At 69.6% G+C, this 25444-nt stretch carries 25 protein-coding genes and 1 pseudogene; 10 read left to right on the forward strand and 16 right to left on the reverse strand.

The genetic code is table 11. The annotated features are described in order from the left end of the window. Positions 1-4: 4 nt before the first annotated feature. The 4 genes from ACUZ2Y_RS06090 to ACUZ2Y_RS06105 are packed head-to-tail and all read right to left on the reverse strand — an operon-like array spanning position 5 to position 3389. Positions 5-883, reverse strand: a complete 879-nt coding sequence (locus ACUZ2Y_RS06090) for an SDR family oxidoreductase (RefSeq protein WP_476327751.1) — start codon at positions 881-883, stop codon at positions 5-7. A gap of 14 nt (positions 884-897) precedes the next feature. After that, positions 898-1737: a MaoC/PaaZ C-terminal domain-containing protein gene (locus ACUZ2Y_RS06095; RefSeq protein ID WP_476327753.1), complete on the reverse strand. Its 840-nt coding sequence runs from the start codon at positions 1735-1737 to the stop codon at positions 898-900. After that, complete coding sequence (locus ACUZ2Y_RS06100; RefSeq protein ID WP_431424399.1) at positions 1737-2168, reverse strand: type II toxin-antitoxin system Rv0910 family toxin; 432 nt, start codon at positions 2166-2168, stop codon at positions 1737-1739. Before ACUZ2Y_RS06100 ends, ACUZ2Y_RS06095 begins: the two co-directional genes overlap by 1 nt. A gap of 30 nt (positions 2169-2198) precedes the next feature. Next, positions 2199-3389 (reverse strand): lipid-transfer protein, encoded by a 1191-nt coding sequence (locus ACUZ2Y_RS06105; protein ID WP_476327756.1) that lies wholly within the window; start codon positions 3387-3389, stop codon positions 2199-2201. Between the two features lie 102 nt (positions 3390-3491). Between ACUZ2Y_RS06105 and ACUZ2Y_RS06110 the strand changes: the two genes are divergently transcribed. Together ACUZ2Y_RS06110 and ACUZ2Y_RS06115 are read left to right on the forward strand one after the other, a co-directional pair. Further along, positions 3492-4190 carry a TetR/AcrR family transcriptional regulator gene (locus ACUZ2Y_RS06110; protein WP_476327758.1) on the forward strand — a complete coding sequence of 233 codons (699 nt, stop codon included), beginning with the start codon at positions 3492-3494 and terminating at the stop codon, positions 4188-4190. A 70-nt stretch (positions 4191-4260) separates the two neighbouring features. Next, complete coding sequence (locus ACUZ2Y_RS06115; protein WP_476327760.1) at positions 4261-6072, forward strand: SDR family NAD(P)-dependent oxidoreductase; 1812 nt, start codon at positions 4261-4263, stop codon at positions 6070-6072. A 262-nt stretch (positions 6073-6334) separates the two neighbouring features. On the opposite strand, the gene ACUZ2Y_RS06120 is transcribed toward ACUZ2Y_RS06115, so the two are convergent. Then, entirely contained in the window at positions 6335-7159 is an 825-nt protein-coding gene (locus ACUZ2Y_RS06120) for an SDR family oxidoreductase (protein WP_476327762.1), read from the reverse strand. Between the two features lie 3 nt (positions 7160-7162). Next, on the reverse strand, positions 7163-8614 hold the full coding sequence (locus ACUZ2Y_RS06125) for a flavin-containing monooxygenase (protein WP_476327764.1): 1452 nt from the start codon (positions 8612-8614) through the stop codon (positions 7163-7165). Positions 8615-8771: 157 nt separating this feature from the next. Here ACUZ2Y_RS06125 and ACUZ2Y_RS06130 point away from each other — a divergent pair, with 157 nt between their 5' ends. Next, the gene (locus ACUZ2Y_RS06130) at positions 8772-9776 is read left to right on the forward strand and encodes an AraC family transcriptional regulator (protein WP_476327766.1); all 1005 of its coding nucleotides are present in this window, start codon (positions 8772-8774) and stop codon (positions 9774-9776) included. A gap of 72 nt (positions 9777-9848) precedes the next feature. Continuing rightward, positions 9849-11345 (forward strand): flavin-containing monooxygenase, encoded by a 1497-nt coding sequence (locus ACUZ2Y_RS06135; RefSeq protein WP_476327768.1) that lies wholly within the window; start codon positions 9849-9851, stop codon positions 11343-11345. A 183-nt stretch (positions 11346-11528) separates the two neighbouring features. Here the strand turns inward: ACUZ2Y_RS06135 and ACUZ2Y_RS06140 are convergent. Next, a pseudogene (locus ACUZ2Y_RS06140) lies at positions 11529-12185 on the reverse strand (SulP family inorganic anion transporter); the annotation flags it as partial. 237 nt (positions 12186-12422) lie between these two features. Between ACUZ2Y_RS06140 and ACUZ2Y_RS06145 the strand changes: the two are divergent. Then, positions 12423-13385 carry a PfkB family carbohydrate kinase gene (locus tag ACUZ2Y_RS06145; RefSeq protein WP_476327770.1) on the forward strand — a complete coding sequence of 321 codons (963 nt, stop codon included), beginning with the start codon at positions 12423-12425 and terminating at the stop codon, positions 13383-13385. Further along, positions 13382-14140 carry a 5'/3'-nucleotidase SurE gene (surE, locus tag ACUZ2Y_RS06150; protein WP_476327772.1) on the forward strand — a complete coding sequence of 253 codons (759 nt, stop codon included), beginning with the start codon at positions 13382-13384 and terminating at the stop codon, positions 14138-14140. Before ACUZ2Y_RS06145 ends, surE begins: the two co-directional genes overlap by 4 nt. A 42-nt stretch (positions 14141-14182) precedes the next feature. Here the strand turns inward: surE and ACUZ2Y_RS06155 are convergent, their stop codons facing one another. Beyond that, entirely contained in the window at positions 14183-15682 is a 1500-nt protein-coding gene (locus tag ACUZ2Y_RS06155; protein ID WP_476327774.1) for an FAD-dependent oxidoreductase, read from the reverse strand. A 100-nt stretch (positions 15683-15782) separates the two neighbouring features. On the opposite strand from ACUZ2Y_RS06155, the gene ACUZ2Y_RS06160 reads away from it, so the two are divergent. Beyond that, on the forward strand, positions 15783-16757 hold the full coding sequence (locus ACUZ2Y_RS06160; RefSeq protein WP_476327776.1) for a TIGR03557 family F420-dependent LLM class oxidoreductase: 975 nt from the start codon (positions 15783-15785) through the stop codon (positions 16755-16757). A 190-nt stretch (positions 16758-16947) separates the two neighbouring features. Here the strand turns inward: ACUZ2Y_RS06160 and ACUZ2Y_RS06165 are convergent, their stop codons facing one another. From ACUZ2Y_RS06165 to ACUZ2Y_RS06200, 8 genes are all read right to left on the reverse strand, one after another. Then, complete coding sequence (locus ACUZ2Y_RS06165) at positions 16948-17658, reverse strand: metallophosphoesterase family protein (protein ID WP_476327778.1); 711 nt, start codon at positions 17656-17658, stop codon at positions 16948-16950. Then, entirely contained in the window at positions 17655-17921 is a 267-nt protein-coding gene (locus ACUZ2Y_RS06170) for a BON domain-containing protein (RefSeq protein WP_476327780.1), read from the reverse strand. Before ACUZ2Y_RS06170 ends, ACUZ2Y_RS06165 begins: the two co-directional genes overlap by 4 nt. Then, entirely contained in the window at positions 17918-18493 is a 576-nt protein-coding gene (locus ACUZ2Y_RS06175) for a nucleotidyltransferase family protein (protein ID WP_476327782.1), read from the reverse strand. The genes ACUZ2Y_RS06170 and ACUZ2Y_RS06175 overlap by 4 nt, the downstream gene beginning before the upstream one ends. A gap of 70 nt (positions 18494-18563) precedes the next feature. Beyond that, on the reverse strand, positions 18564-19487 hold the full coding sequence (locus tag ACUZ2Y_RS06180) for an anti-sigma factor RsbA family regulatory protein (RefSeq protein ID WP_476327784.1): 924 nt from the start codon (positions 19485-19487) through the stop codon (positions 18564-18566). Between the two features lie 236 nt (positions 19488-19723). Continuing rightward, positions 19724-21424, reverse strand: a complete 1701-nt coding sequence (locus tag ACUZ2Y_RS06185) for a PP2C family protein-serine/threonine phosphatase (protein WP_476327786.1) — start codon at positions 21422-21424, stop codon at positions 19724-19726. 116 nt (positions 21425-21540) lie between these two features. Further along, positions 21541-21675 carry a hypothetical protein gene (locus tag ACUZ2Y_RS06190; protein WP_476327788.1) on the reverse strand — a complete coding sequence of 45 codons (135 nt, stop codon included), beginning with the start codon at positions 21673-21675 and terminating at the stop codon, positions 21541-21543. Between the two features lie 45 nt (positions 21676-21720). Continuing rightward, positions 21721-22947: a glycosyltransferase gene (locus ACUZ2Y_RS06195; protein ID WP_476327790.1), complete on the reverse strand. Its 1227-nt coding sequence runs from the start codon at positions 22945-22947 to the stop codon at positions 21721-21723. A gap of 47 nt (positions 22948-22994) precedes the next feature. After that, positions 22995-23489, reverse strand: coding sequence for a hypothetical protein (locus tag ACUZ2Y_RS06200; protein ID WP_476327792.1), 495 nt, complete (start codon positions 23487-23489; stop codon positions 22995-22997). A 133-nt stretch (positions 23490-23622) separates the two neighbouring features. Between ACUZ2Y_RS06200 and ACUZ2Y_RS06205 the strand changes: the two genes are divergently transcribed. The 3 genes from ACUZ2Y_RS06205 to ACUZ2Y_RS06215 all read left to right on the forward strand — a co-directional run bounded on the left by ACUZ2Y_RS06205 (position 23623) and on the right by ACUZ2Y_RS06215 (position 25328). Further along, a complete protein-coding gene (locus ACUZ2Y_RS06205; protein WP_476327794.1) occupies positions 23623-24066 on the forward strand; it encodes an ATP-binding protein in 444 nt (147 codons plus the stop codon). Further along, positions 24063-24857, forward strand: coding sequence for an RNA polymerase sigma factor SigF (locus ACUZ2Y_RS06210; RefSeq protein ID WP_476327796.1), 795 nt, complete (start codon positions 24063-24065; stop codon positions 24855-24857). Before ACUZ2Y_RS06205 ends, ACUZ2Y_RS06210 begins: the two co-directional genes overlap by 4 nt. A 75-nt stretch (positions 24858-24932) precedes the next feature. Continuing rightward, the gene (locus ACUZ2Y_RS06215; RefSeq protein ID WP_476327798.1) at positions 24933-25328 is read left to right on the forward strand and encodes an STAS domain-containing protein; all 396 of its coding nucleotides are present in this window, start codon (positions 24933-24935) and stop codon (positions 25326-25328) included. The last annotated feature ends 116 nt before the right edge of the window (positions 25329-25444 follow it).

The following is a 25444-nucleotide window of genomic DNA, read 5'->3' on the forward strand; positions in this document are numbered from 1 at the left end:
CTTCTCAGGCCCAGTCGGCCAGGTGCTCGTCGAGGTTGTCCAGGGTCCACGGGCCGTCGGTCTCCACCGTGCGCCCCCCGCGCCAGCCTTCAAGTTCGAAGATCGCCCCGCCCTGCACGGCGAAGACCTTGCCGTTGAACGGGCACTTCTCGGTGCCGAGGTAGGCGACCAGGGGCGCGATGTTCGCCGGGCTGAACGCGTCGAACTCGCCCTCGGGCACCTCTTGGGCGAAGAGCGCACCCATGCCGGGCGTGGCCAGGGTGAGTCGGGTCCGTGCGATGGGGGCGATCGCGTTGACCCGCACCCCGTAGCGCTCCAGTTCCTGGGCGGCGACCAGCGTCATGGCGGCGATGCCCGCCTTGGCCGCGCCGTAGTTGGCCTGGCCGGCGTTGGGCATGAAGGTGCCCGACGCCGAAGCGGTGTTGATCACCGAAGCGGCGACCGGCTCGCCCGCCTTCGAACGCGACTTCCAGTACTCGGCGGCGTGGCGCAGCGGGGCGAAGTGGCCTTTGAGGTGGACCGCGATCACCGCGTCCCACTCGGTCTCCGACATGCTCGCGACGAACGCGTCGCGCAGGATGCCCGCGTTGTTGACCAGCACGTCGAGCCCACCGAACTCCGACACGGCCTGGTCGACGAGCGCCTTCGCGCCCGCCCAGTCGGCGACGTTATCGGTATTGGCGACAGCGTTACCGCCGGCCGCCGTGATCTCATCGACCACCTGCTGCGCCGGTCCCGCGTCTGATCCGCTGCCGTCGTTCGCTCCGCCGAGGTCATTGACTACGACAGAGGCGCCTTCGGCGGCGAAGAGCAGCGCATGCTCACGCCCGATCCCTCGTCCGGCTCCGGTCACGATGGCCACCCGGCCGTCAAGTGCTCCCACGTTCAGGTCTCCATTCAGGAAGTCAGTTCGGCGAGGCCGTCCTTGACGACCAGTTCACCGTCCACAGTGGTCTCATAGGCGACCGCCCCGGACCCCGTGGGCCAGATGCGGGTGGTGAGGTCCTGGCCGGGAAGGACCGGCTTGGCGAAGCGCACGGCCAGCCTGCCCAGTCGCTCGACGCGGCTGTCGGCGAACTCGGTCAGCACCGCCCACGACGTAAAAGCCATGGTGCACAAGCCATGTGCGATGATCCCCGGCAGACCGACCATCTTCGCCAGCTCGTCGTCGAGGTGAATCGGCATCGGGTCGCCCGATGCCGGTGAGTAGCGGAATGTCTGGTCGTCGTCGACGTGCGCCTTGACCTCCGCTGCCGGGTCCACCGAGCGCAACGACTCGTCGAAGGTGTGGACGGGAGCCAGGTCGCCGGTGGTGATGGCGGCGTCGATCTTGCGGAAGAACGCCGTCATCCACTGCTCGTTGACCAGGCCGCCATCCGCGTCGACGGTCTCGGTGTAGACGAGCACCGCCGTGCCGTTGGGTTTGCCGTGCACGCCGACCGGTTTGGCCCGGGAAGTCAGCCGGTCGCCCGGGCGGATCGGGCGGTGGAACCGGAAGTCCTGTTCGCCGTGCACCAGCCGGGCGAGCAACTCGGGCGGCGCCACCGACAGCGCGGCGGGCACCAGCGAGTTGAACACCGGGACGATGCCGAACACCGGCGGCGCGACCTCGCCGTCGAGGTGACGCTGGATCGGGTCGTTGGTGGCCGCGGCGTACTGGGCGATCCGTTCCGCGGTGACCTCGAAGACATCCGGGTCGGTCCACTGGCCTAGCCCGGCCGTGTCGAACTCGGGCATCAGCCCACCAGCTCGGCGAGCTTGGCCACCGACTTCTCCAGCTCACCGCGGGTGCTCTTGCCGACCGCCATGCCGATCGGGCCGACGATCATCTGGCCGGTGAACTCGGCGTCGATGTTCGCGCTGGTCGCGTCGCCCTTCGGCTCGACGGACAGGGTGAACGACACCTTGACCCCGGCCATGCCGGTGCCGCTGATCTTCAGCGAGCGCGGCTCGTCGTACTCCTCGACGGTCCACTCGATCTTGTTCGCCATGCCCATGACCGAGACGACCTCGGTGATCTTGGAGCCGACGCCGATCGTGGCCGGGAGGTCGCCGCGCCAGCCCTGGTGGATGGTCAGCCACTCCTCGAAGCGGCTCAGGTCGGACACGGTGGCCCAGGCCTTCTCCGGGGTGCAGGGCAGGTCGACGGCGACGTTCACGGTGGTCATATCGGTCTCTCCTTGGTTGTTCGGGTTTGATCAGCGGTCGGCGGGGCGGTAGGCGGTGATGACGACCGCGCCGCCGAGCCCGATGTTGTGCTGCAGGGCGACTTTCGCGCCGTCGACCTGACGCTTGTCGGCGGTGCCGCGCAGCTGCCAGGTGAGCTCGGAGCACTGGGCCAGCCCGGTCGCGCCGAGCGGGTGGCCCTTGGAGATCAGGCCGCCGGACGGGTTCACCACCCACTGCCCGCCATAGGTGGTCTCGCCCGCGTCGATGAGCTTGCCGCCCTCGCCCTCCGGACACAGTCCGAGCGCCTCGTAGGTGAGTAGCTCGTTGGTGGAGAAGCAGTCGTGCAGCTCGATGACGTCCACATCGGACGGTCCGATGCCTGCCTGCTCGTAGACCTGGCGGGCGGCCGTCCTGGTCATGTCCGCGCCCACCAGGGTGATCGCGCTCTTGTCCTCGAAGGTGCTGCGCAGATCGGTGACCATCGCCTGGCCGACGATCTCCACCGCCTGGGCGGCGAGGCCGTGCTTCTCGACGAACGCCTCGCTCGCGATGACGACCGCGCCTGAGCCGTCCGACGTCGGCGAGCACTGCAGCTTGGTCAGCGGGTCGTAGACCGTCTTGGCGGCCAGCACCTCTTCGAGCGAGTACTCGACCTGGAACTGCGCGTACGGGTTGTTGACCGAGTGCTTGTGGTTCTTGACGCCGATCTTGGCGAACTGCTCGGCCGTGGTGCCGTAGCGCTGCATGTGCTCGCGGCCTGCGGCACCGAACATGTACGGCGCGGGCGGCATCGCGAACTCCTGCAGCTCGGCGAGCGCGAGCAGGTGCCGCATCATCGGCTGCTCGCGGTCTTCGAAGGTGGCGCCGAGGGAGCCCGGCTGCATCTTCTCGAAGCCCAACGCGAGCGTGACGTCGGCCTGGCCGCTCTTGACCGCCTGGGTCGCGAGGAACAGCGCCGTGGAGCCGGTGGAGCAGTTGTTGTTGACGTTGACCACCGGGATGCCGGTCATGCCCAGCTCGTAGACCGCGCGCTGACCGGAGGTGGACTCGCCGTAGACGTAGCCCACGTACGCCTGCTGGACCTGGGAGTAGTCGATACCCGCGTCGGCCAGGGCGTTCGTGCCCGCTTCCCGCGCCATGTCCGGGTAATCCCAGTCGCGACTGCCGGGCTTCTCGAATTTCGTCATCCCGACGCCGATCACGTACGCCTTGCCGCCCACCGGGCCTCCCTCGCTTGTCCTACCCTTGCCGAAACAGTGTGTCTCACTTAGTTGACTGTGACAAGGTGTCGCACACAGATTGTTTGGAAGTATCCTCCAGAGATGCTCGAAGCCGAGAAGGATCAGCCCGACGTCGACGGACGGTCGACGCGCTGGGACGCGCACAAAGCGCAGCGCCGGCTGGAGGTGCTCGACGCCGCCGTCGCCGCGATCGAGCAGGACGGCCCCGGCGTCGGCGTCAAGCAGATCGCCGACAGGGTCGGCGTGCCGCGCCCGGTGGTCTACCGGCACTTCAAGGACCGCGCGGACCTCGACGAGCAGATCCGGCAGCGGATCATCGACTCGCTGATGGCCGAACTCGACCCGACGCTGCGCCCCGACGGCACCCCGATCCAGGCGATCCGACGGGCGGTTGTGGCCTACCTCGACTGGATCGAGCAGCACCCGCGTCTGCACGCGTTCCTCGGCGCGGCGGTTCGAACCGGCGCACCCTCCGTCGGGTCTCGCATCGTCGCGGGCACCAAGGCGGCGATCGCGTCCCAGGCCGCCGAGCTGTTCGCCATCGCGCTGAAGGCAGCAGGCAAGGACACCAACCTCGCACCGTCGATCGCGTCCGGCATCATCGGCTTCGTCGACGCCTCGGTGAACCGCTGGCTCGCCGACAAGCGCCGCACCTTGACCACCGCGCAACTCGCCGAGTTCCTGACCTGCTCGATCTGGGCGATCCTCGACGGCAACCTCAAGGCCCTCGGTGTCGACGTCGACCCCGACGCACCGATCGGCGACCTACTCGGAAACTGACCTTGCCGGGCGCCTCCGCAGCGTGCGACAGTGGGTGCGACACGATGTCTCACTTACTTGAGCAGGGGCCATGACCACCTATCTCGTGACCGGCGCCGCGACCCTGCTCGGTCGTGACCTGGTCGACAACCTGCTCAAACGCCCCACCTGCACCACCGTCTACGCGCTCGCGCGCTCTTCGGCCGTCGACCGGCTCAAGCGGCGCTGGGCCGACGATCCGCGGGTGGTGGCGATGGCGTGCGACCTCGACCAGCCGGGCTTGGGCGCTTGCCTGCCCGATTCGGTGGACCACGTCATCCACCTGTCGACCCGGGCCGTGGCCGCCGTGGTCGGCTACGCCCGCGCCGCGGGCGCCGTCGCGTTCCACCAGCTCTCCCCCGGCCCCGGCGACCGCACCTTGCTGCGCGGGCAGGGCGGGATGGACGTGCGCATCTACCGTCCGTCCCTGATGCTCGGCGACTCACGAACCGGCGAACCGTTCGGCGAGGGCGACCTGCTGAGCCTGGTCTCCCGCCTCGCCCGCCTGCCGAAGGCGCTGCCGCTCGCGTGCCCGGATCTGGGGCAGGCCAACGTGATCCCGGTCGACTACGCCGCCGCCGTGATCGACCACCTGATCCACCACCACGCCGGCTCCCACATGACGTACCCGATCACGGCGCCGAAGTCCGTCGCGGTACACGAGATCTACAACGCCTTCGCCGATGCCGCGGGCGCTCCCCGAATCACCACGACTGTCCCGGCCTCGCTGACCCGAGGCATCACAGCGGTCTCCACGGCCGCCCTCGGCCTCCTCGACCGAAGCCGCCTCCTCCGCGCGACCCGACGGGCGGTGCTGGCAGAGCTTGGCCTGTCCCGGGACACGTTGGCCCGCCTGTCGACTAACGCCACCGCCAATGACGCCGCCACCCGCAGAGCGCTCGCGGGAAGCGGCCTGTCGGTCCCGCCGCTGAGCGACTACGCCCGCACCATCCACCACCACTGGGCCGCCAACATCGACCCCGACCGCGCCTCCCGCCGCCCCCCGCTGCAAGGCCGCACGGTCCTGATCACCGGCGCTTCATCGGGTATCGGCAAACACACCGCCCTGCGCATCGCCCGGGAGGGCGCCCACGTCCTCTTGGTCGCCCGACGCGCCGACGACCTGGCGGAACTCCAGGCGGACATCGCCCGACAAGGCGGCACAGCCCTGTCGTACCCCTGCGACCTCACCGACAACGACGCCGTCGACGCCTTGGTCAAGCAGGTACTGGCCGACCACGGCGCCATTGACGTCCTGGTCAACAACGCAGGCCGCTCCATCCGCCGTTCAGTGATCGACGCGACCGACCGCATCCACGACTACGAGCGAACCATGGCCCTCAACTACTTCGCGGCGGTGCGGCTGACCCTGGGCCTGCTTCCGTCGATGCGGGAACGGCGAAGCGGCCACATCGTCAACGTCACGACACAGGGCTTGCAGAACCACACCCCAAGGTTCTCCGCCTACCTGGCGTCCAAGGCGGCCCTGGAGGAGTTCGGCATCGTCACCGGCCGGGAGCTGCTGTCGCACGGAATCACCGTGACAGCGGTCAAGCTGCCTCTGGTCAGCACCGACATGACGGCCCCATCGGAACGCTTCAACGCCTTCGGCACGCTCCCGATGATGACGGTCGAACGTGCAGCTTCGTTGGTACGCAAGGCAATCGTCAAGAAGCCGGAGACCCTGTCGGTCTGGCTCCCCTTCGGCAGGCATGCGGAGGTGGCCAGCATGATCGCCCCGCGCACGACAAGGACACTTGGGCACATCGTCGGCTACGAGGGAATGCCAGACCGCCCAAAGGACAAGGCAGGCCTACCGGCAATGGCCGCCGCCGCTACAAGAATGATCTGGCGACGCCTTTAACGCGGACAGCATGCACCCCAGCACCCAGCACCCAGCACCCAGCACCAGCAGGCAAGGCAGCAAACCCACACAACCGCACCTATTCAACGCAAGCGCACGGGTGGGTGGTGTTCGCCGAGTCGGCTTGATCTGGGGGGAGAAGGACCTAAACTCGCCGTGCGCGGGGCAGTTTCTTCACCCTGCCCGCTTTACCCGCGCAGGTCCTTCCCCGGGGTCCCCAGATCAAGCCGACTCGGCGAACACCACCCACCCGTGCACCCACCTAGCCGTGCACCCGCGCCTCATAGGCAGCGCGCTCACCGGAGGCGGCACCATTCACCAAAGCTGTGTCCGCCCCCACCCGACGCATAGCCCACTCGGAAACAGCCCGGGGAAAGAGCCGCTGAGCCCGAGTGAGAGCGTTCAACCGCCGAGGCACAAACACATCAAACCGGGGCTTCTCCAGCGCCCGAACAATCCCCCAAGCCACAGCCTCAGCGGTAACCGGCCGGAGAAGCCCGATCTCCTCCAACCCGGAGATCAACTCCGTGCGAACCATCCCAGGCATCACACAGGACACCTCAATCCCACTCCCCCGCAGCTCAGCACGCACTGCTTCCGAGAACCCCACGACTCCGAACTTCGTCGCACAGTACGTAGACGCATTGGGAAACCCGAACTTCCCCGCCGCCGAAGCCACATTCACAATGTGCCCAGACCCCTGCGGCCGCATGAGAGCGACAGCCGCACGAGTTCCATGAATCACCGCATGCAGATTGATCTCCAACTGCCGCGCGGTAGTCGAAGGCGCTTCCTCGGTGAGAGCAGCCAACGGCATGATCCCGGCATTGTTGATCAGAACATCAATCTGCCCCAGAGAGCCGAGAAACGCCGAGAACGCGGCATGATCGGTCACGTCAAGAGCATGCCCAGTGCCACCAACAGCAGCCGCCGTCTCCTGCGCTTGATCCCCATCCAGATCACCGATCACCACGACAGCGCCGCGTGCGGACAGAGCGCGTGCGGTAGCCGCCCCAATCCCCCGAGCCCCACCGGTGATCACCACAACCTTGCCACTGAGCGACCTGCGCCCCATAGAACCCTCCATCGACTAAGTGACCTGAAAGTGCGGCAGCACAGGCGAAGCGAGCATTCTCCGATGCACGGCGGGCGTCCAAGGCCACAGCTCCGGCACCCCGTCCGCGCCGAGGTACCAGCTGTCGCAGCCGGTCGTCCACACAGTCGAAGGCATCGCGGAGCGCAACGCCGAGTTGAACTCCTCGGTCGCCTCGGCAGTCGGCACGACCGTGGACACAGAGCCTGACCGGATCCGCTCCAGCCACTCCAGCACGTAGTCGGCCTGCGTTTCGGCGATCGCGATCAGCGAGTGGTTCCCGATCGGGCTGTGCGGTCCGATCAGCGTGAAGAAGTTCGGAAACCCGGGCACCGCAACGGTCCGATACCCGCGCGGTCCAGCACGCCAGGCGTCGGCGAGGGTTTGCCCGTGCTCGCCGACAAGTTCCATCGGCCGCAGGAACGCGTGCGCGTCGAACCCCGTCGCGAGCACGATGACGTCGACCTCGTGCAGCCGCCCGTCCGAAGTCCGAATGCCGGCAGGCTCGACCCGCGTGATCGAGTCGGTGACCAGGTGCACGTCCCGGCGACGCAGCGCCGGGTAGAACGAAGCGGACATGATGAGGCGCTTGCACATCGGGTCGTCCGGCGGCGTCAGCTTCGCGCGCAGACGGGAGTCGCGAATCGCGAGCCGCAGGTACGACCGGCAGATCTCCGCGACCGCCGACCGCTGCCAGCCCGGCTCGACAGCGGCGTGGCCGAACACCAGTTCCATGATGTGCTGATACGACCGGTAACTCAGCCGGTTCAGCCCGGGCACGACACGCAGGGCAGCACGGGAAACCGGGCTGTACGGCAGTTGCGGCAGCGGCAGGATCCACTGCGCGGTCCGCTGGAACAGCGTCAGCGGCTTCGCGACACCCGCGAGCGCCGAGGTGATCTGCACGCCCGTCGACCCGGTCCCGATGACCGCGATCCGCTTGCCGCGCAACGGCACCGAGTGATCCCAGCGAGCGGAGTGGAAGGCGGCCCCGGCGAAGGACGACAGTCCCTCGATGTCCGGCAGCCGCGGCTCACGCAGGATGCCGGTGGCGGCGATCACCACGTCGGCGTGGTCGGTGTGCCCGTCGGTGGTCCGCAGCCGGTAGCGGCGCCCGTCCCATTCGGCGCGCGCGATCTCCGAGTCGAACCGGATGTGCCGACGCAGCCCGAGATCGGTTGACGCGCCGACGAAGTACCGCTGGATCTCCGCGCCCGGCGCGAAATTGCGACTCCATCCCGCGTGCGGGGCGAAGGAGTACGAGTAGAACCGCGCGGGGACGTCGCAGCTCAGGCCCGGGTACGTGTTGTCCCGCCAGGTGCCGCCGACCTCGCCCGCGCTCTCGTAGACCACCAGGTCGTCGAACCCGCCCTGGCGCAGCTTCGCGGCCATGCACAGCCCGGACATGCCCGCCCCGACGATCGCCACCCGCGGCTGCCCAGCTGCCATTGCCACCTCCTACATAGACACCCGCGACATCCGCGACATCCGCGACATCCGCGACATCCGCGACATCCGCGACATCACAGTAGGAACCCCGAACCACGCCGAGCCATGATTCAATCGGTCAGCAACCTGTATTTTTCGGACAGCTGGAGGAGCGTCGATGCCGACCTGGGACTTCCCCCGCGGCCCCGTGGGCGCCCGGCTCCTGCTGAAAACCGGCCTCGACCACGGGCTGACCGCGCGGCAGTGCCTGGTCGGGACCGGCCTGACCGAGCACGACCTCGACGAACTCGACCGGATCGACGCCACCCAAGAGCTGCGGGTGGGCCGCAACCTGGTCCGCAGGCTCGGCGACCTGCCCGGGCTCGGCGTGCAGGCAGGGCGCGGCTACACCCTGGGCGCGGTCGGTGTGTGGGGTTTCGCGCTGCTGACCAGCCCGACCTGGCGTGACGCGATCGAGGTCGGTGTCCGCTTCTTCCGCCTCACCACCGCGTTCGTCCACCCGGTGCTGCGCCGCGCCGACGACCAGACCGTGTTGGCCCTGCTCGACGACGAACTCCCCGCCGACGTCCGCGACCTGCTCGTCGAACGCGACCTCGCCGCCGTCGCCGCCCTGGTCAGGCTGCTGATTTCCGAGGTCCCGGAGGTCCGGATGGAGGTGACACTGTCCGCGCCACGAGCCAAGGCGTTGGCGGCGGTCCTCCCCGGTTCGCAAGTCCTCAGTGGACGCCCACGCAACCTGATCACGCTGCCCGACGAGTTGCTCGCCACCCCGCTGCCGCAGGCCGATGAACACACGTGGGACGCGTGCAAACGCCAGTGCCAGGCCCTGTTGGACACCACCGCCGAGCGCACCGGGATGGCCGCCCGGGTCCGCTCGGCGCTGCTCGCCCACCCTGAGCACAACGTCGGTATGGCCGAGGTCGCCGCCCGGCTGCACCACGACGTGCGCACCCTGCGCAGGCGGCTGGCCGACGAGGGAACGTCCTTCCGGGCGCTCAAAGCCGAGATCCACCACACCCTGGCCGTCGAGATGCTCGGCACCGTCGGGCTCACCGTCGCCCAGGTCGCGCAGCGGCTCGGCTACTCCGACCCGACCAGCTTCACCCACGCCTTCACCCGCTGGACGGGCACGTCACCGCGCTCCTACCGCGCCCGCGACTGACTCGCGTGCCGAGACCGGACAACGCGCTTCGTGGCAGACTCGGCCACGTCTGACGAGTGACAGGAGTGCCCCATGGCGGACCAGCCGCAGCACGTGAACGTGGTGATCGTCGGGGCGGGCCTGTCCGGGATCGGCGCGGCCTGTCACCTCCAAGCCGCACTGCCCGACAAGACCTACACGATCCTCGAGTCCCGCGACAGCATCGGCGGCACCTGGGACCTGTTCCGCTACCCCGGCATCCGATCGGACTCGGACATGTTCACCCTCGGCTACCGGTTCAAGCCGTGGACCGAGCAGAAGGCCATCGCCGACGGCCACGACATCCTGCGCTACGTCAAGGAGACCGCCCGCGAGTACGGCGTCGACCGGCACATCCGCTTCGGCTACCGGGTCGTCTCGGCCGAGTGGTCGAGCGAGCAGGCCCGCTGGACGGTGCGGGCGCTGCGTGGCGACACCGGCGAGGCGCTGGAACTGACCTGCGACTTCCTGTTCAGCGCGACCGGCTACTACCGCTACGACGCCGGCTACATTCCGGAGTTCGCGGGCACCGAGCGGTTCGGCGGGACGATCGTGCACCCCCAGCACTGGCCGGAGACCCTGGACTACGCAGGCAAACGGGTCGTGGTGATCGGCAGCGGGGCGACCGCGGTGACGCTGGTGCCGTCGATGGCCCAAGATGCCGCGCACGTGACGATGCTGCAGCGCTCGCCGAGCTACATCCTTTCCATCCCGGCCAAGGACGCCATCGGCAACGCGCTGCGCAAGGTGCTGCCGGGCAAGGTCGCCTACGCGATCACTCGGTGGAAGAACGTGCTTGTCGCGACCGGCTTCTACCAGCTCAGCAGGCGCAGGCCGGGCCTGGTGAAGAAGCTGCTCCGGATGGCGCTGCGACGGCAACTGCCCGCCGACTACGACATCGACACCCACTTCAAGCCGTCGTACAACCCGTGGGACCAGCGGTTGTGCCTGGTGCCCAACGGCGACCTGTTCCAGTCGATCCGCGGTGGCCAGGTCTCGATCGTCACCGACCGGATCGAGACCTTCACCGAGTCGGGCTTGCGACTCGCGTCTGGCGCGAAGCTCGACGCCGACGTCATCGTCACCGCCACCGGACTGAACCTGCTGGCCTTCGGCGGCATGGCACTCGTCGTCGACGGCAAGTCGGTGAAGCTGCCGGACACCATGGCGTACAAGGCAATGATGCTCTCCGGTGTGCCGAACTTCGGCTACATCGTGGGCTACACCAACGCTTCGTGGACGCTCAAGGCCGACATCGCCTGCGAGTACATCTGCAGGCTGCTCAAGCACATGGACGACAACGGCTACGACTCGTGCGTGCCCGAGCGCGACCCGGCGGTGGCCGAGGAGCCGTTCATGGACTTCTCCGCGGGCTACGTCCAGCGCTCCATCGGCAACTTCCCCAAGCAGGGCGAGACAGCGCCCTGGCGGCTGCGGATGAACTACCTCCGCGACGTGTTCACGCTGCGCCACTCCCCCATCGCCGACAAGGCGATGAGGTTCAGCCGCCAGGGTTCTGACAAACCCGACTACCCTGCAAACCGGGTCTAAGCTTGTTGTTTAAGGTCCGTGTCGGCGACGGGCGCCCCGGTTGATCATGGATGAAGCCCTTGGTTGATCATTCCTTCTTGCGACAGTTGGAAGATCAAACCAAGGGGAAAGCCGACCACGGTCACCCACCAGTCCGGTCCATCACCCGCCAGGTGACCCCAACATAAATTTCCGGGGAGGCGACTAGCTCCCCGCGAGCTCGCCGGTGAGGGTTCCGTGGCGTTTCGCGCTCGGCCCGTTCAGGCCGATGATCTCCACGGTCTTGCCGCGCGCGGCGTACTTCGTGGTGATCGCGTCCAGCGCGGCGACCGATGGGGCGTCCCAGATGTGGGCGGCGGCCAGGTCGATGATGACCTTGTCCGGGTCGCCCGCGTAGTCGAACTGGTAGACGAGGTCGTTGCTGGAGGCGAAGAACAGCTCGCCGGTGACGGTGTAGACGACCTGCGAGCCGTCCGGGTCGAGCAGCGGCTCCACCTTGGCGAGCCGCGCGACCCGGCGGGCGAAGACGACCATCGCGGTCACCGTGCCGACGATCACGCCGACGGCCAGGTTGTCCGTGGCCACGACGACCGCGACGGTGACCACCATGACGGTGATCTCCCCGGTGGGCATCCGCCGCAGCGTGGCGGGCGCGACCGAGTGCCAGTCGAACGTGCCGACCGCGACCAGCACCATGACGGCGACCAGCGCGGCCATCGGGATCCGCGACACCAGCGGTCCGACCGCGACGCACAGCGCCATGAGGAGCACCCCGGCCAAGAACGTCGACAGCCGGGTGCGGGCGCCGCTCTTCACGTTGATCATCGTCTGGCCGATCATCGCGCAGCCGCCCATGCCGCCGGGCCAGCGCCACCACCAGGCCTGCGAGGACCTCGGTCCGCAGGACCTTGGGAGCCGGAAACCTGAGCTTGTTCACCGCGGTGCGCAACGGGCGGTCCTGTCGGGTCGAGGCGTGTCCGCGCGCGGGGCAGTGAGCGTGGCCGGACGTGGGGGTGAGACCGGCGACGGTGCGGCCCAGGGACACCGTGCCGCCGCCCGCACCCGCTTGCCGGGTGCCCTGTGCGCAATCACACCCGGGTGGTTCCACCTGGAGGAGTTTGGGTACATCCCGATCAGAAAGGCGGTGGGATCATCGGCGACATCTCGATAGCGGTATTGGCACCCGCACCCGACCTGACGGTGACCGTCGAGGAGTTGGACGGGCGCCCGGACATCCATTTGCACGCCGGTGGCCAGGGCATCTGGCAGGCCAGAATGGCTGCCGCCCTGGGCGCCGAGGTCACCGTGTGCGCGACCTTCGGCGGTGAGACCGGGCAGGCGCTGCGCCACCTCATCGAGCCCGAACTGCGGGTGCGCGCGGTCGACGTCTCGGCCCGCAATGGGTCCTATGTGCACGATCGGCGCGACGGCAGCCGCACCGAGGTGGTGCGGATGGCCGCCGACCCGCTGACCAGACACGAACTCGATGACCTCTACGAGTCCATCCTCCTCGCGGGCCTGGCGGCCGGAGTCGCGGTGCTCGGCGGGCCATTGGACGACGGCGTGGTCCCCGACTCCCTCTACGAGCGGCTCACGGCGGACCTCACCAGCAACGGGTGCAAGGTCGTCGTCGACCTGTCGGGTTCGCGGCTACAGGCGGCGTGCGAGGGCGGTCCGACCGTGATCAAGCTCAGCGACGAGGAGGTGCCGAAGGACGAGCCGCTGGGCAAGGCCGCGGCCCGGCTCGCCGACAGCGGCGCGGAGATCGTGGTGATCTCACGCGCCGAACACCCGTCCCTCGCCTACTTCGACGGCCAGGCGCACCTGGTGGAGTCGCCCGGGCTGGTGCCGGTCGACACGGGGGGCGGCGGCGACTCGATGACGGCGGCGCTCGCCTACGGGCTGGCCGCCGACCTGCCGTGGGACGCCGCACTGCGGCTGGCGGGGGCGGCGGGGGCGATCAACGTGACCCGGCACGGGCTGGGCACCGGAAGCGGTCGCGCGGTACGTGAACTGAGCGAACGAGTGCGGTTGACGCCGTGTGTGGAGGAGGACGGATGATCCTGGTGACCAACGACGACGGCATCGACTCCCCCGGCCTGCCTGCCCTGGCGAACGCCGCACTGGCCGCCGGCTTCGAGGTCACCATCGCCGCGCCCGCCGCCGAGTCCAGCGGTACCAGCGCGAGCCTTTCCGCGGCGGTGGACGGGCGTCGGGTCCGGGTCGAAAGCCGTGAGTTGCCGGGTCTGACCCACCCCGCGGTCACGCACGCGGTCGCGGCGCACCCGGGCCTGATCGCCTTCACCGCCTGCCGCGGCGGGTTCGGTGAGCCGCCGGAGCTGGTGCTTTCCGGGATCAACCGGGGCGCGAACGTGGGTCGAGCGATCCTGCACTCCGGCACGGTCGGGGCCGCGCTCACCGCGGCCATCAACGGTGTGTCCGCGCTGGCCGTGTCGCTGGACGTGGGCTTGGACCCCGCCGAGGACCACCACTGGGACACCGCGGCGGCCCTGGTCGGCGACACCGTGAAGCTGCTCGCCGACCTGCCCGCGGGGTCGGTGCTCAACCTCAACGTGCCGAATGTGGTGCCCGACCAGGTGAAGCCGGTGCAGTGGGCGGCTCTGGCCGACTTCGGTGTCGTGCAGAGCCGAGTCGAGCGGCTGCGCGACGGGTTCATCGACGTCACCACGATCGCGGTGGACACCGAGCTGGAACCGGGGACCGACGCCGCCCTGCTGGCCGAGGGCCACGCGACTCTCACCGCCCTGCGCTCGGTCAGCGAGGTCCCCCGCGCCGACCTGCCCAGCCTGCCCTGACCCGCCTGTTCGGGCCGTCAAATGACCGGCTCGCCCTGAACCTCATGGCGTACGCGGTTCCAACGGTTTGCCGGCCGGGCCCTCCAACACGGTGCCGTCGACATCGAAGCGGGAGCCGTGGCACGGGCAGTCCCAGCTGCGTTCCTGGTCGTTGAAGCGCACCAGGCAGCCCAGGTGGGTGCAGCGCGCCGAAACGGCGTGGAGCTCGCCGGTGTCGTCGCGGTACACGGCCTTGCGCCCCGCTGTGTCACGCACCATGCCCGCGCCGCCGACGGGGATCTCGTCGGAGCTGTCCAGCATCGGGGCCAACCTGTCGCCGACAAGGTCGCGGGCGACGGTCGTGTTCATCTTCGCGAGGTTTCCGAGGCCGCTGAACGAGACCCGGTGCGGGCTGAAGCGGCGCGACCACGGCTGTTCCTGGCCGGTGATGTGGCCCGCCAGCAGCAGCGCGGCGAACGAACCGGTGGACAGGCCCCACTTCTGGTAGCCGGTGGCGACAGTGAGCCAGTCGGACCCTGGCAGGTAGGTGCCGATCATCGGCAGCCCGTCGTAGGGGCTGCCGTCCTGCGCCGACCAGCGGTGGGTCACCTCGGCGACGTCCCAGTGCTCGTGCGCGAAGGCCTCAAGCGCGGCGTAGCGGCCCGCGGTGTCGCTCGCACCGGTCCGGTGGCTCTGCCCGGCGAGGATCAGCGAGTCGCCCGAGTGCGCGATCGACCACGCCGGGCTGCCCGCGCTGATCGCGAGGCCCTGTGGTGGGGTGCCGGTCCGCAGTCGCACTGCCACGCAGTACGCGCGGACGGCCTCGATGCGGGCGAAGAACAGGCCACGGTCGAGCATCGGGTAGTGGCTGGCGATGACGACATGATCGGCGCGGACCACCCCGCCCGCGGTCCGCACCGACGGCGGCGTGCCGCTTTCGACATCGACCACCTGGCTGTTCTCGTGCACCACGCAGCCGTCGCCGTCGACCGCGGCGGCCAGCCCGATGGCGTAGCGGCGAGGGTGCAGGGCGATCTGGTCGGCCAGACGAACCGCGCCGAACACCGGGAACGGCACGTCAAGGTCACTTTCGGCCTGGTATTCGCTGAGCAGGCCCGCCCGCTCGGCCGCCTCCGCTTCCGCGCGGACCGCGTCGCGCTCGCCCTCGGCGAGGGCGTAGGTGTAGGCCGTACGACGCCGCAAGTCGCAGTCGATCCCTTCCTCCTCGGCGAGGGCCGCCACCAGCTCCACCCCGGCCGTGCTCGCCGCCGCGTATTGGGCGGCCGCGTCGGCCCCGTGTTTGCGGGTGATCCGTGAGTACGTGGTGGCCTGCAGCGCGCTGACCTTCGCGGTGTTGTTGCCGGTGGCGCCCAACCCGATCCGGTCCGCCTCCAGCACGGCCACCCGCAGCCCGGCGCGCTTGAGCAGCAGCGCGGTGGTGAGCCCGGTGATCCCGCCGCCCACAACGGCGACGTCGACGTGGGTGTCCTTGGCGAGCGACGGGTAGGCGGTCGACGGCGCGGTTCGCAGCCACAGCGACTGCTCGGAGGTGGTGGTCGTCATGCGATCGGGTACCCCGGTCCGGTGAGGTTCAAGCACGGTCCGTTTGCGCTGGTCGACGGCGGGTAAGTCCAGGTAAACCGAGGAATGAGGAGCACGCGCGATGGTTGCCTTCGGCTACACCCTGATGACCGAGCAGGCAGGCCCCGCCGAGCTGGTCCGCCACGCGGTGGCCGCCGAGGGCGCAGGATTCGACTTCGAGGTGATGAGCGACCACTTCTCCCCCTGGCTCGCCTCCCAGGGGCACGCCCCCAACGCGTGGACGACGATGGGCGCGGTCGCGCACGCAACGGAGAGCGTGGGCCTGATGACCTACGTGACCTGCCCGATCCTGCGGTACCACCCGGCCATCGTGGCGCAGCAGGCCGCGACCGCGCAGCTGCTGTCGGACAACCGCTTCACCCTGGGCCTTGGCGCGGGCGAGAACCTCAACGAACACGTCGTCGGCCAGGGCTGGCCACCGGTCGCCATGCGCCACGAGATGCTGGCGGAGGCGATCCAGATCATCGCCGCGCTCTTCGACGGCGGTCTGGTCGACTATTCGGGAAACCACTTCCGGGTCGACTCGGCGAAACTGTGGGACTGCCCGAACGTGCGCGTCCCGATCGCCACCGCCGTCTCCGGCCGCGAGTCGATCGAGCACTTCGCGCCGCTGTCGGACCACATGGTCGCGACCGACCCGAAGCCTGAGCTGTGCCAGGGGTGGGACGCGATCGCCGACCCGGAAGGCCGCAAGATCGGCCAGATCCCGATCTGCTGGGACCGCGACCGCGATGCCGCTGTCGAGCGGGCGCACGACCAGTTCCGGTGGTTTGGCGGCGGGTGGAAGGTGAACGCGGATCTGCCCACTCCGGCTGGGTTTGAGGGCGCTTCGAAGTTCGTCCGGCCGGAGGATGTGGCTGGGGCTATCCCTTGTGGACCTGACCTTGAGCCGATCGTCGAGGCTGTTTCCGCGTTTTGGAAGGCTGGGTTTACCGACGTGGCGCTGGTGCAGATCGGTGGGGAGCATCAGGACGCGTTCTTTGATGTGGCGGAGAAGGAGCTGCTTCCCGCTCTGCGATCGGCTGCCCCCGCTTGATCGGCCGTTCCAGCGACTTTGGGGTTGCCTATCCACAGCCCCGCCGATCCATCCACAGGAATCCGCACACCCATCACAAACCCCCCACCCACCGATAGACTGGCCAAGGGCAGCCCCCCGTGGCGGGTGGGGGTTTGTCGTCGCGCGGGGGCGGCTTGTTGTATTGCCCTTGCGTTGGTGATTGTGCTGATCACTCGATGCAGTAGATCGCGTAGGCGGCCCGGATGATCGGGTGGGCGACGTTGCGTACCCGAACCCCACCCGGCGTGAATCCTTGCTCAGTGCCGTAATGCGCGTGTCCGTGGATCGCCAGGTCCGTCGCACAAGAGTCGATCGCCTCGCCCAACTGGTAGCAGCCCAGGAAAGGGTAGATCTCGGGTGGCTCGCCCCGCAGGGTGTCCGAGACGGGTGAGTAGTGGGTCAGGGCGATCCGGACGTCGCAGTCCATTGCCTCCAGGGCTCCGCGCAGCTTTGCCGCCGCCACCTCCGTGTGTTCGACGAACGCCTTGATCTCCGGTTCGCCGAACGCGCTGGCGCATTTGCCCGCGAATCCCCCACCAAATCCCTTGACGCCCGCGATTCCCACCTTTCGGCCGCCGACCGGGATTATCGCGCTTTGACCCTCTAGGACCGAGATGCCGCTTTCGGCCAACACCTCGGTGACCTCAGCCGCGCGGTTGCTGTGGTAGTCGTGGTTGCCTAGGACCGCCACCACCGGCACTGACAGCGAACCGAACTCCGCGGCCACGACCGCCGCCTCCTCGACTGTCCCGTGTCGGGTCAGGTCGCCCGCGAGCAGGAGGACGTCGGCGTGTTCGTCGAGCGTGCGCAAGGCCGGGCGGAACCGGCCGCCGGTGTCCTCGCTGAGGTGGACGTCGCCGATGGCGGCGATGCGGATCATCGGAACTCCTCCCGGCCCGTGGGCTCGCCCGCCTCGGTGATCTTGATGTCGTTGTAGATGCGCATCGCGGGCACCACCTCGTGGACCACCTCGGCGATCTCGTCGCGCCTGCGTGCGCACTCCACGTCGCCGGAGAGCAGGATGGTGTCGCCTCGGACGGTGACCTTGATGCCTTGTTCCGCGGTGCGGTCGTCCTCGGCCAAAGCCCGGCGCACGGCCGCGACCTGGTATTGGGGTGCGCCCGTGCTGTGGTCGCCGGTCATGCGAGTTCCTCCCGGTCGTCGGTGCCGCGCGGTCGTTTGTCGACGATGCGGATGAGTCTCGGTGTGACGCCGAGCCTGCCCGCGAGCAGCAGGAACGCCTCAGCGTACGGCGATTCGGCGGTCTCCACGGCCAGCCTTGACCAGTCGATCTGCTCGCGCAGGGCCCGCGCGGACTGCATGGGTTCGTTCAGGTCGCCACGATGTGTTCCCAGCGCCAGCAGTTTGCCGATCATGACGTCGGTGGCGGTCTGGACGGGCATGGTCGCGGGACCGACCCGCATCACCTCCGAACGGTCGAGTACCTCGTCGGTGACCGGCCGCTCGTTGGGCCGGAACAGCAGGTCGACAAGGCGGTCGCCGTCGTAGACCTTGGTGAGCCAGTCCTCCGGCGGCGGCGCGGCCCGCATCCCCTGCGCGACCAGCGCGCGGACGGCGTCATCGACGTCGGACAGTTTCACCAGCACGTCCACGTCGTGTTCGGTCTCCGGTCCGCCTCGTGCGTACACCGCGCAGCCGCCGGTGAGGGCGAAGCGAATACCCGCGGTGTGCAGTGCGGCGGACACCTTCGTCACGGTCCGAAGTAGGTCTCCCTGGGCACTCATTCCTGAGTGGTTCCCCAAACCGCGAACGCGAAACTCCCGGTCAGTTCCGGCGGAACCAGGCCTGGACCGTGGTGCCCGCCTCGTCGACGTGCGTGCGCACCAGGTCGGCGCCCGCGTTGACCAGCAGCAGGCCCCGGCCGCGGCCCCGGGTCGGCGCGACGGTGCGCCTGCCCGCGAGGGGGTCGCTGATGATCCCGGCGTCCCAGTTCCGCACGATGAGCGCGTCGGCGCGTTCCCACAGTGACAGCATCGCCGTGCCGGAGCCGTGTTCGATGCTGTTGGTCGCCAACTCCACGGCGGTCAGCACGACGTCCTGGATCCGCGCCGCGGTCAGTCCGGCGGTCGCGGCGAGGTCGGCGACGGCGACGCGGAGCGCGGCGATGTCGAACGTGGTGACCAACCACGTCCGGGCGTGGTCCGGGACGGGAAGCGGGACGTTGTGCGCGGCCAGCGCGCGGTGGCGGTCGTAATACGGGTTCGGTGTGCCCTCGGCCCCCTCCAGGATCGAGGGGTGCGTGGCTATGGCGTCGGCGAGGGCGGCGGGACCGACCGCCAAGTCGTAGGGGCACAGGATGGCCACCGGCCGACCCTCGAACGCCTCGTCGATCAGCGCCTCATGCTGCACGCACGCGGGGTACTCCTCGGGGCTGCGGCCCGGCCACACCGGCTCGCCCACGATGCGCACCGCCTCGTCGCGGTGTTTGTCGGCGAACGCCCCGAGGACGCCGGTCATGATCCGCCCCGGGTTGCGCCCGGCCACGATCATGTCGATCCACTCGATCGACCTCGACCCCGCTGGGCCCAGCGCGGCGCGCAGGCTGTCGATGTTCGGCTGGGGCACCGCCACGGCCACCGCTTCAGCCGCGTCCAGGCCGCCGAGGACGAACGGGAGCACCGCCGCCACGTAGGTCGGTTCGTCGCGGTAGAACGCCACGCCATGGGCGGGCGGGGCCGGGTGGGGCACCGGCGACACCTCCAACCGAAGATTTTGGTCGGCGCCAGTCGGACAACGCGGGGACACGAGGGCGCGACATTTCTGACTTCATCGCCGGTCCACGGTACCCCCGCACCCATAGTCCACGCAGGATTAGTGGCGACTGACAACCGGCCATGCGTCTGACCGCGGCCAAGGGGACCGTGACGGCACCGGACCACGGTCACCCACCAATCCGCACCGTCACCCGGTGGGGTGACCAACAGTCAAAATTCCGGGGAGGCGGACTGGAGTCGGGCTACCAGGAGGGCGACGTCGTCGTCGGTGTTTCCGCTCGACTGTTCGAGCAGGTACTCGCTGAGCTCGTCGACGGACAGGTCGCGGGCGCGGCTTGCCAGGACGGCCAGTTCGGCCAGCCCGTCATCGATGGAGCGGGCCCGGTTCTCCACCAGCCCGTCACTGAACATCACGACCGTGGTGCCGGGGGTGACGACGATGCTCGCCGTCGTGCGGTGGGCGGGCCGGTGCAGCCCGCTCATGATGACCCGACCCGCGCCGCGGGTGAGGTATTCGGGTGCGCCGGTCGGGGTGATCAGCAGCGGCGGCGGGTGTCCCGCGTTGCTCCAGCGCAGCCGGGCGGGGAGCCCGGGGCGGCGTTCGAGGGTGGCCAGGATGAGGCTGGCGAACGGCGCGATGTCCAGGCCGTCGACCACGGTGTCGAGCCGGGACAGGACGCCGCCGGGGCGCAGGGCGTCGTCGAAGGCGATGGCGCGCAGCGCCGCCCGCAGCTGCCCCATGGTCGCCGCGGCGCTGATGTCGTGGCCTGCGACGTCGCCGACGGCGAGCACGAGGTCGGTGTTCGGCAGTTCGAACGCGTCGTACCAGTCGCCGCAGACCGCCACACCGGACTGGGCGGGCTGGTAGCGCACGGCGAGGGAGACCCCCGGGACCGTGGGCGGGTCGGTGATCATCGCACCCTGCAGGGTGGCGGCGTCGTCGCGTGCGCGCTGCTGGCGCCTGCCGCGGGCCAGCGGCTTGCTGAGCCACGCCCCGAGCAGCGAGAGGAAATCCGCGTCGTCGTCGCCGATCGGGCCGCGCGGCGCGCACACGCCGAACAGCGCGACCCCGACCGTGTGCGACTCGGTGTGCAGTGGCAGGGCCACGGCGGCGTGCACCCGGTTGCCCCGGTGCCAGTCGTCGAGCAGCAGCCCGGGCGACCACGGCGGCCGCTCCGGCGGGCCCTGCCAGTGCGCGACCACGCCGGTGCGGATCGCGGTCGCCACCGGGCAGGGACCGGCGGGATCCACCGATCGCATTCCCGTGGACAGCGGCACCGGCAGCGACTGGACCTGGGTGTGAGCGACGGTGGTCAGGACCATTCCGTCCGGGCCGGGAGGCACGGTGTCGTCGATGGTGAACACGAGACAGCTGTCGGCGAGCTGTGGGACCGCGATGTCGGCCAGGGCGGTGAGTTCGGCGCGCGGGTCGTCGGCCCCGCCGACCGCCTCGGTGACCCGGGCCAGGAGCGCGACCCGGTCGAAGGCGATCTGCCTGCGCTCGGCCAGCGCGCGCAGCTCGTCGCGGACCGCGACCTCGTCGGTGACGTCGACGGCGATCATCAGCACGCCGACCGGATCCGCGGCGCCGACCAGCGGCGACAGGCTGTAGTGGACCACTACCTCACGGGGTTCGCCGTCGACGACGAACCGCAGCCGCGACTCGCGCACGTCCACCGGCTCACCGGTCTCGAGCACGCGGTCCAGCGCCTCGATCAGACTGTCGACCCCTTCCACGTCGGCGAAGGCGGTCCGTCCGGGCACGCCGAGCCCGCGGTGTCCCCCGCCCCGCACCGCGGCCTCGTTGGCGTAGCGCAGGACGTGGTCCGGGCCGGTGACGATCAGCACCTGGGCGGGCGCGGTGTCGAACGCGCGCCCGACCATCTCCCAGGGCACCGCGTCGTCGGCCATCGCGCCACGCCTTCCACCTGTGGGCGGGTGCGACCCGCTTGGGGCCCAAATCATGTCAGGCACCGGGCGAGGCGACAAAGCGTGGCGGGATTGTTCGCGCGGGGGTTCGCCTCGGTTTACTCGCGGCCGAGGACGATCGTGGGTTCGAGTTCCTCCTCGTCACGCGGACTCGGGATGGTCCCGCCCCCGTCGCTGTCGGCCGGATCGGCCACCTGGCCGTCGGGTCTCGGATGCGGCATCGGGTCAGGCATCTGGTCTCGCCTCCTCTTCGGGCGAAGTACCCCGCCGCGGCCCGGTCATGCGTCGACCCGCAGCGCATTTCCCCCGGCCGGGTGACCGGTGACGGAGCGCGCACGGGCGTACACGCGGACCGCGTCGAGAGCGACCCGGTCCCACTTGTACCGCGCCCGCGCCCGGTCGCGGCCTGCCAAGCCCAGGGCGGCCCGGCCGGAGTCGTCGGCGTGCAGAGCGAGCACGGCTGAGGCGAGGGCCGCCGGGTCGCGCGGCGGCACGTGCAGGCCGGTCACCCCGTCGGCCACGGTGTCGGTGAGCGCGCCGACCGCGGTGGCGACGACCGGCAGGCCGCACGCCATGGCCTCCAGCGGCGCCACGCCGGACGCCTCATACCAGGGCACGCACGCGGCCACGTCGGCCGAGCGCAGCAGGGTGGGCATGTCCGCCGCGCTCACGTGCCCCGCCAACCAGACCCGGTCGCCGACACCGAGCCGCGCCGCCTCGTCGAGCAGCGCCGCGGCGTACGGGTGCGCGGCCAGGGCCGCCCCGGTCGGGCCGCCCGCGATGACCAGCTCGGTGTCGGGCAGCATCGGCATGGCCTGGATGATCGACTGGAACCCGTTGCGGGGCAACAACTTCCCGACCGTCACCAAACGGTGGCCGAGTTCGCGCGGGGCGGTCGGCCCCGACGGGACGAACCGGTGGACGTCGACACCGGTGGGGATCATGGCGATCTTCGAGCGGGGCACGCCCATCCGGACCAGCTCGAACACCTCGTCGGTGCAGCCCGCCACGATCCGGTCGGCCCGCCGCGCGATCAGCCGCTCGGTCTCGATCCGGTCAGCCAGATCGGTGTCAGCCTGCCCTTGGCGCCGCGTGCCCGCCATGCCCAGCGATGAAAAGGTCTGCACGGTCGGGATGCCCAGCCTGCGGCCCGCCAGCACCGTCGCGAGCCCGCACATCCAGAAGTGCGCGTGCGCCACGTCCGGCGGGTCCTCGCGCCAGCGCGCGAGGAGGAACCGGGTGAACTCGCCCATCGTCGGCAGCAGGTCGTGGCGGGCCATCGGCCGCGGCGGACCCGCCGGGACATGCACCACGTCGTAGCCGTCGTCGACCCGGACCGTCTCCTGCTGGTCCGGGTCGGCCCGCCGGGTGTAGACCGTCACGTGGTGGCCGTGCCGGACAAGCGCCGCCGCCAGGTCGGAGACCCGCGCGTTGTGTCCGCCGGCGTCCGGCCCATGTGGTGCCGCGGGAGGGTCCGCGCAGTCCGACACCATCGCGATTCTCATGACGGGGGCTCCTGTCCGACGGCTCCGCCGGCTCCAATGGCAGAGCGTCAGCGGGGCGGGCTCGGGTCGACCCGACGAGGCCCGCGAACGGTGGGCGCGGTCCTGTCGTCGTTCGGCGGGACCATGATCTCCGCCTCGGACCGCTGGACGTGGTCGAGCCGGTCGACCTGGTCGGTGCGCTCGGGGCTCTCGAACCGCCGCTGGGACAGTCCCTCGGCGTCAAGCCGGTCGCGCATCCGGGTCAGGACCTTGATGGCGATCGCGTGGCCGACCGCGAGGATGAGCAGCAACACGCCCAGGCGCATGACGACGGACTCCAGCGGGCGGTCCGCGGAGAAGTCGATGGTCGAGAGCATCGCCAGCACACCGAGCACCGCGAGATGGAACAGAACCGACACCAGCCGGGCCATCGAGGCCGCGGAACTGTCGTCTGTGTAAGAGTTCTCTAGGTATCGCGATCCGGCACGGTAGATGATCTGCCCGTCCACGGCCACCAGAACGATACCCAGTATGAGGAACAAGACGAAGCTGTTGATGTCCATGACATCCCTTCGGCCGCTGTCATTGATCGCTTACCGTCTGACTACCCGTTCCCTGGTTTTCGACACCTCAACCGATTCACCTCGGGAGCGGCACGCTCGGTTGGTATGCCCCGATCGGGGGTAGTCCACTTATGTGACGGACCACCCTGGCCGCGCCCTGCTCGGGCCTACCGGCGAACACCGCGCGACGGCGACGTCGCGCCTGGTGGAGCTCACCGTCGGCATGGCCGAGATGCCGCTGGTGCGCACGGTGGCGGCCGCGATCGCGATGCGGGAGGACTACGACATCGAGGCGATCGCCGATGTGAAGCTGATCGTCGACGAGGCCTGTTCCCTGCTGGTGGACCGGGCGGTGGTGGGCACCCCGCTGGCCTGCCGGTTCGAGATCGCGCCGGGCACCATCGGGTTCGCCGCGGCGGTCGAGGGTTTCGACGTGCGGCCGATCGACGATTCGACCCTGGGGTGGGGGCTGCTGGTCGCCTTGGTGGACGACATCACCCATGGCGTCGACACGACCCGCCCGCTTCCGGTGCTGCGTCTCGACGTGCTCGTGCGCAGAGACCGCAGCAGGCCATGACGCACCCACACCTGGTCAACGCCGCGTGGCGGAACTCCTCCGGGGGTTACGCACACCTGCGGCCGCTGTTCGAGAAGATGGCCCCGCTCGATCCCGGGCCCGAGCGGGCCGCGCTGCGCGACGCCCTCGTCACCGGATACCTCCCCATCGCCGAGCACATCGCGCAGCGGTTCAGCCACCGCGGCGAATCGCACGATGATCTCCTCCAAGTCGCGACCGTGGGCCTGATCAACGCGGTCGACCGCTTCGACCCCGATCGGGGCACGGAGTTCCTGTCCTTCGCCATCCCGACGATCATGGGCGAGGTGCGCAGGCACTTCCGCGACACCGGCTGGTCGGTCCGGGTGCCCAGGCGCCTGCAGGAACGCCATCTCGCCGTCAGCACGGCGAGTTCCGAGCTGGCGCAGCGGCTGGGCCGGGCGGCGACGCCCAGCGAGATCGCCGCGCACCTCGGTCTGACCAAAGAGGAGGTCTACGAGGGCATCGAGGCCGGGAACGTCTACCGGTCGCAGTCCCTCGACGAGATCCTCAGCCCCGGCGAGGACAACACCGCCATGGCCGACCGGCTCGGCGTCGACGACGACGCCCTTGACGGCGTCGAGTACCACGAGACCCTGCGCCCGCTGCTGGACCGGCTGCCCGCCCGGGAACGCCGGATCCTGATCCTTCGGTTCTACGGCAACATGACCCAGACCGAGATCGCCAACCACGTGGGCCTCTCGCAGATGCACGTGTCCCGACTCCTCGCCAAAACCCTGAAAGGGCTTCGCGCCGGGATCACCGACTCCTGAGGGGACGGTCCGCGGGCTGGGTCGATCGGCCTCGCGACGGTATTGTTGGCGCTGCGACCCGAGGGAGTGCCCACCATGACCGAGCCCGATCAGCCCACCGCCGCTGTGACCGATGCGGCCATGGTCGCGCCCGGCCTTGAGGTGTCCGCGCGGCAGGCGTCGGTCGACACTGTGATCCTGCTGGTGACCGGCGAAGTCGACATGCTCACCGCCCCCGCGCTGGACCGCAGTCTCGCCGAGAACGCCGACAGCGGGCACCGACGGGTGGTGGTCGACCTGTCGGGGGTGACGTTCCTGTCCTCGGCGGGCATCACCATCCTCCTGCGGCACACCGCCAACGCCGCCGCGCGCGGCGTCCGGCTGCCCATCGTGGCCACCGGGACGGCCGTCCTGCGGCCATTGGAGCTGACCGGGCTGAACGCCGAACTCGATCTCCACGGCACTGTCGACGACGCCGTCGACGGCCCCTGACCAGCACCTGAACAGCGGCGGAAAATAAATATCAAGTACTGCTAACGCCGTGCACCCCTACTCCGATAGGGCTAGCGAGCGGTTCCCGGTGGCACGCCCCCCGACCACCGGGAACC

Source organism: Actinokineospora sp. UV203 (assembly GCF_056323665.1).

Bases quoted from the DNA above. Each gene is read 5' to 3' on its own strand.
- ACUZ2Y_RS06095 (WP_476327753.1), bottom strand. From the start codon at position 1,737: ATGCCCGAGTTCGACACGGCCGGGCTAGGCCAGTGGACCGACCCGGAT.
- ACUZ2Y_RS06100 (WP_431424399.1), bottom strand. From the start codon at position 2,168: ATGACCACCGTGAACGTCGCCGTCGACCTGCCCTGCACCCCGGAGAAG.
- ACUZ2Y_RS06110 (WP_476327758.1), top strand. From the start codon at position 3,492: ATGCTCGAAGCCGAGAAGGATCAGCCCGACGTCGACGGACGGTCGACG.
- ACUZ2Y_RS06115 (WP_476327760.1), top strand. From the start codon at position 4,261: ATGACCACCTATCTCGTGACCGGCGCCGCGACCCTGCTCGGTCGTGAC.
- ACUZ2Y_RS06120 (WP_476327762.1), bottom strand. From the start codon at position 7,159: ATGGAGGGTTCTATGGGGCGCAGGTCGCTCAGTGGCAAGGTTGTGGTG.
- ACUZ2Y_RS06125 (WP_476327764.1), bottom strand. From the start codon at position 8,614: ATGGCAGCTGGGCAGCCGCGGGTGGCGATCGTCGGGGCGGGCATGTCC.
- ACUZ2Y_RS06130 (WP_476327766.1), top strand. From the start codon at position 8,772: ATGCCGACCTGGGACTTCCCCCGCGGCCCCGTGGGCGCCCGGCTCCTG.
- ACUZ2Y_RS06135 (WP_476327768.1), top strand. From the start codon at position 9,849: ATGGCGGACCAGCCGCAGCACGTGAACGTGGTGATCGTCGGGGCGGGC.
- surE (WP_476327772.1), top strand. From the start codon at position 13,382: ATGATCCTGGTGACCAACGACGACGGCATCGACTCCCCCGGCCTGCCT.
- ACUZ2Y_RS06155 (WP_476327774.1), bottom strand. From the start codon at position 15,682: ATGACGACCACCACCTCCGAGCAGTCGCTGTGGCTGCGAACCGCGCCG.
- ACUZ2Y_RS06160 (WP_476327776.1), top strand. From the start codon at position 15,783: ATGGTTGCCTTCGGCTACACCCTGATGACCGAGCAGGCAGGCCCCGCC.
- ACUZ2Y_RS06165 (WP_476327778.1), bottom strand. From the start codon at position 17,658: ATGATCCGCATCGCCGCCATCGGCGACGTCCACCTCAGCGAGGACACC.
- ACUZ2Y_RS06170 (WP_476327780.1), bottom strand. From the start codon at position 17,921: ATGACCGGCGACCACAGCACGGGCGCACCCCAATACCAGGTCGCGGCC.
- ACUZ2Y_RS06185 (WP_476327786.1), bottom strand. From the start codon at position 21,424: ATGGCCGACGACGCGGTGCCCTGGGAGATGGTCGGGCGCGCGTTCGAC.
- ACUZ2Y_RS06190 (WP_476327788.1), bottom strand. From the start codon at position 21,675: ATGCCTGACCCGATGCCGCATCCGAGACCCGACGGCCAGGTGGCCGAT.
- ACUZ2Y_RS06195 (WP_476327790.1), bottom strand. From the start codon at position 22,947: ATGAGAATCGCGATGGTGTCGGACTGCGCGGACCCTCCCGCGGCACCA.
- ACUZ2Y_RS06200 (WP_476327792.1), bottom strand. From the start codon at position 23,489: ATGGACATCAACAGCTTCGTCTTGTTCCTCATACTGGGTATCGTTCTG.
- ACUZ2Y_RS06210 (WP_476327796.1), top strand. From the start codon at position 24,063: ATGACGCACCCACACCTGGTCAACGCCGCGTGGCGGAACTCCTCCGGG.
- ACUZ2Y_RS06215 (WP_476327798.1), top strand. From the start codon at position 24,933: ATGACCGAGCCCGATCAGCCCACCGCCGCTGTGACCGATGCGGCCATG.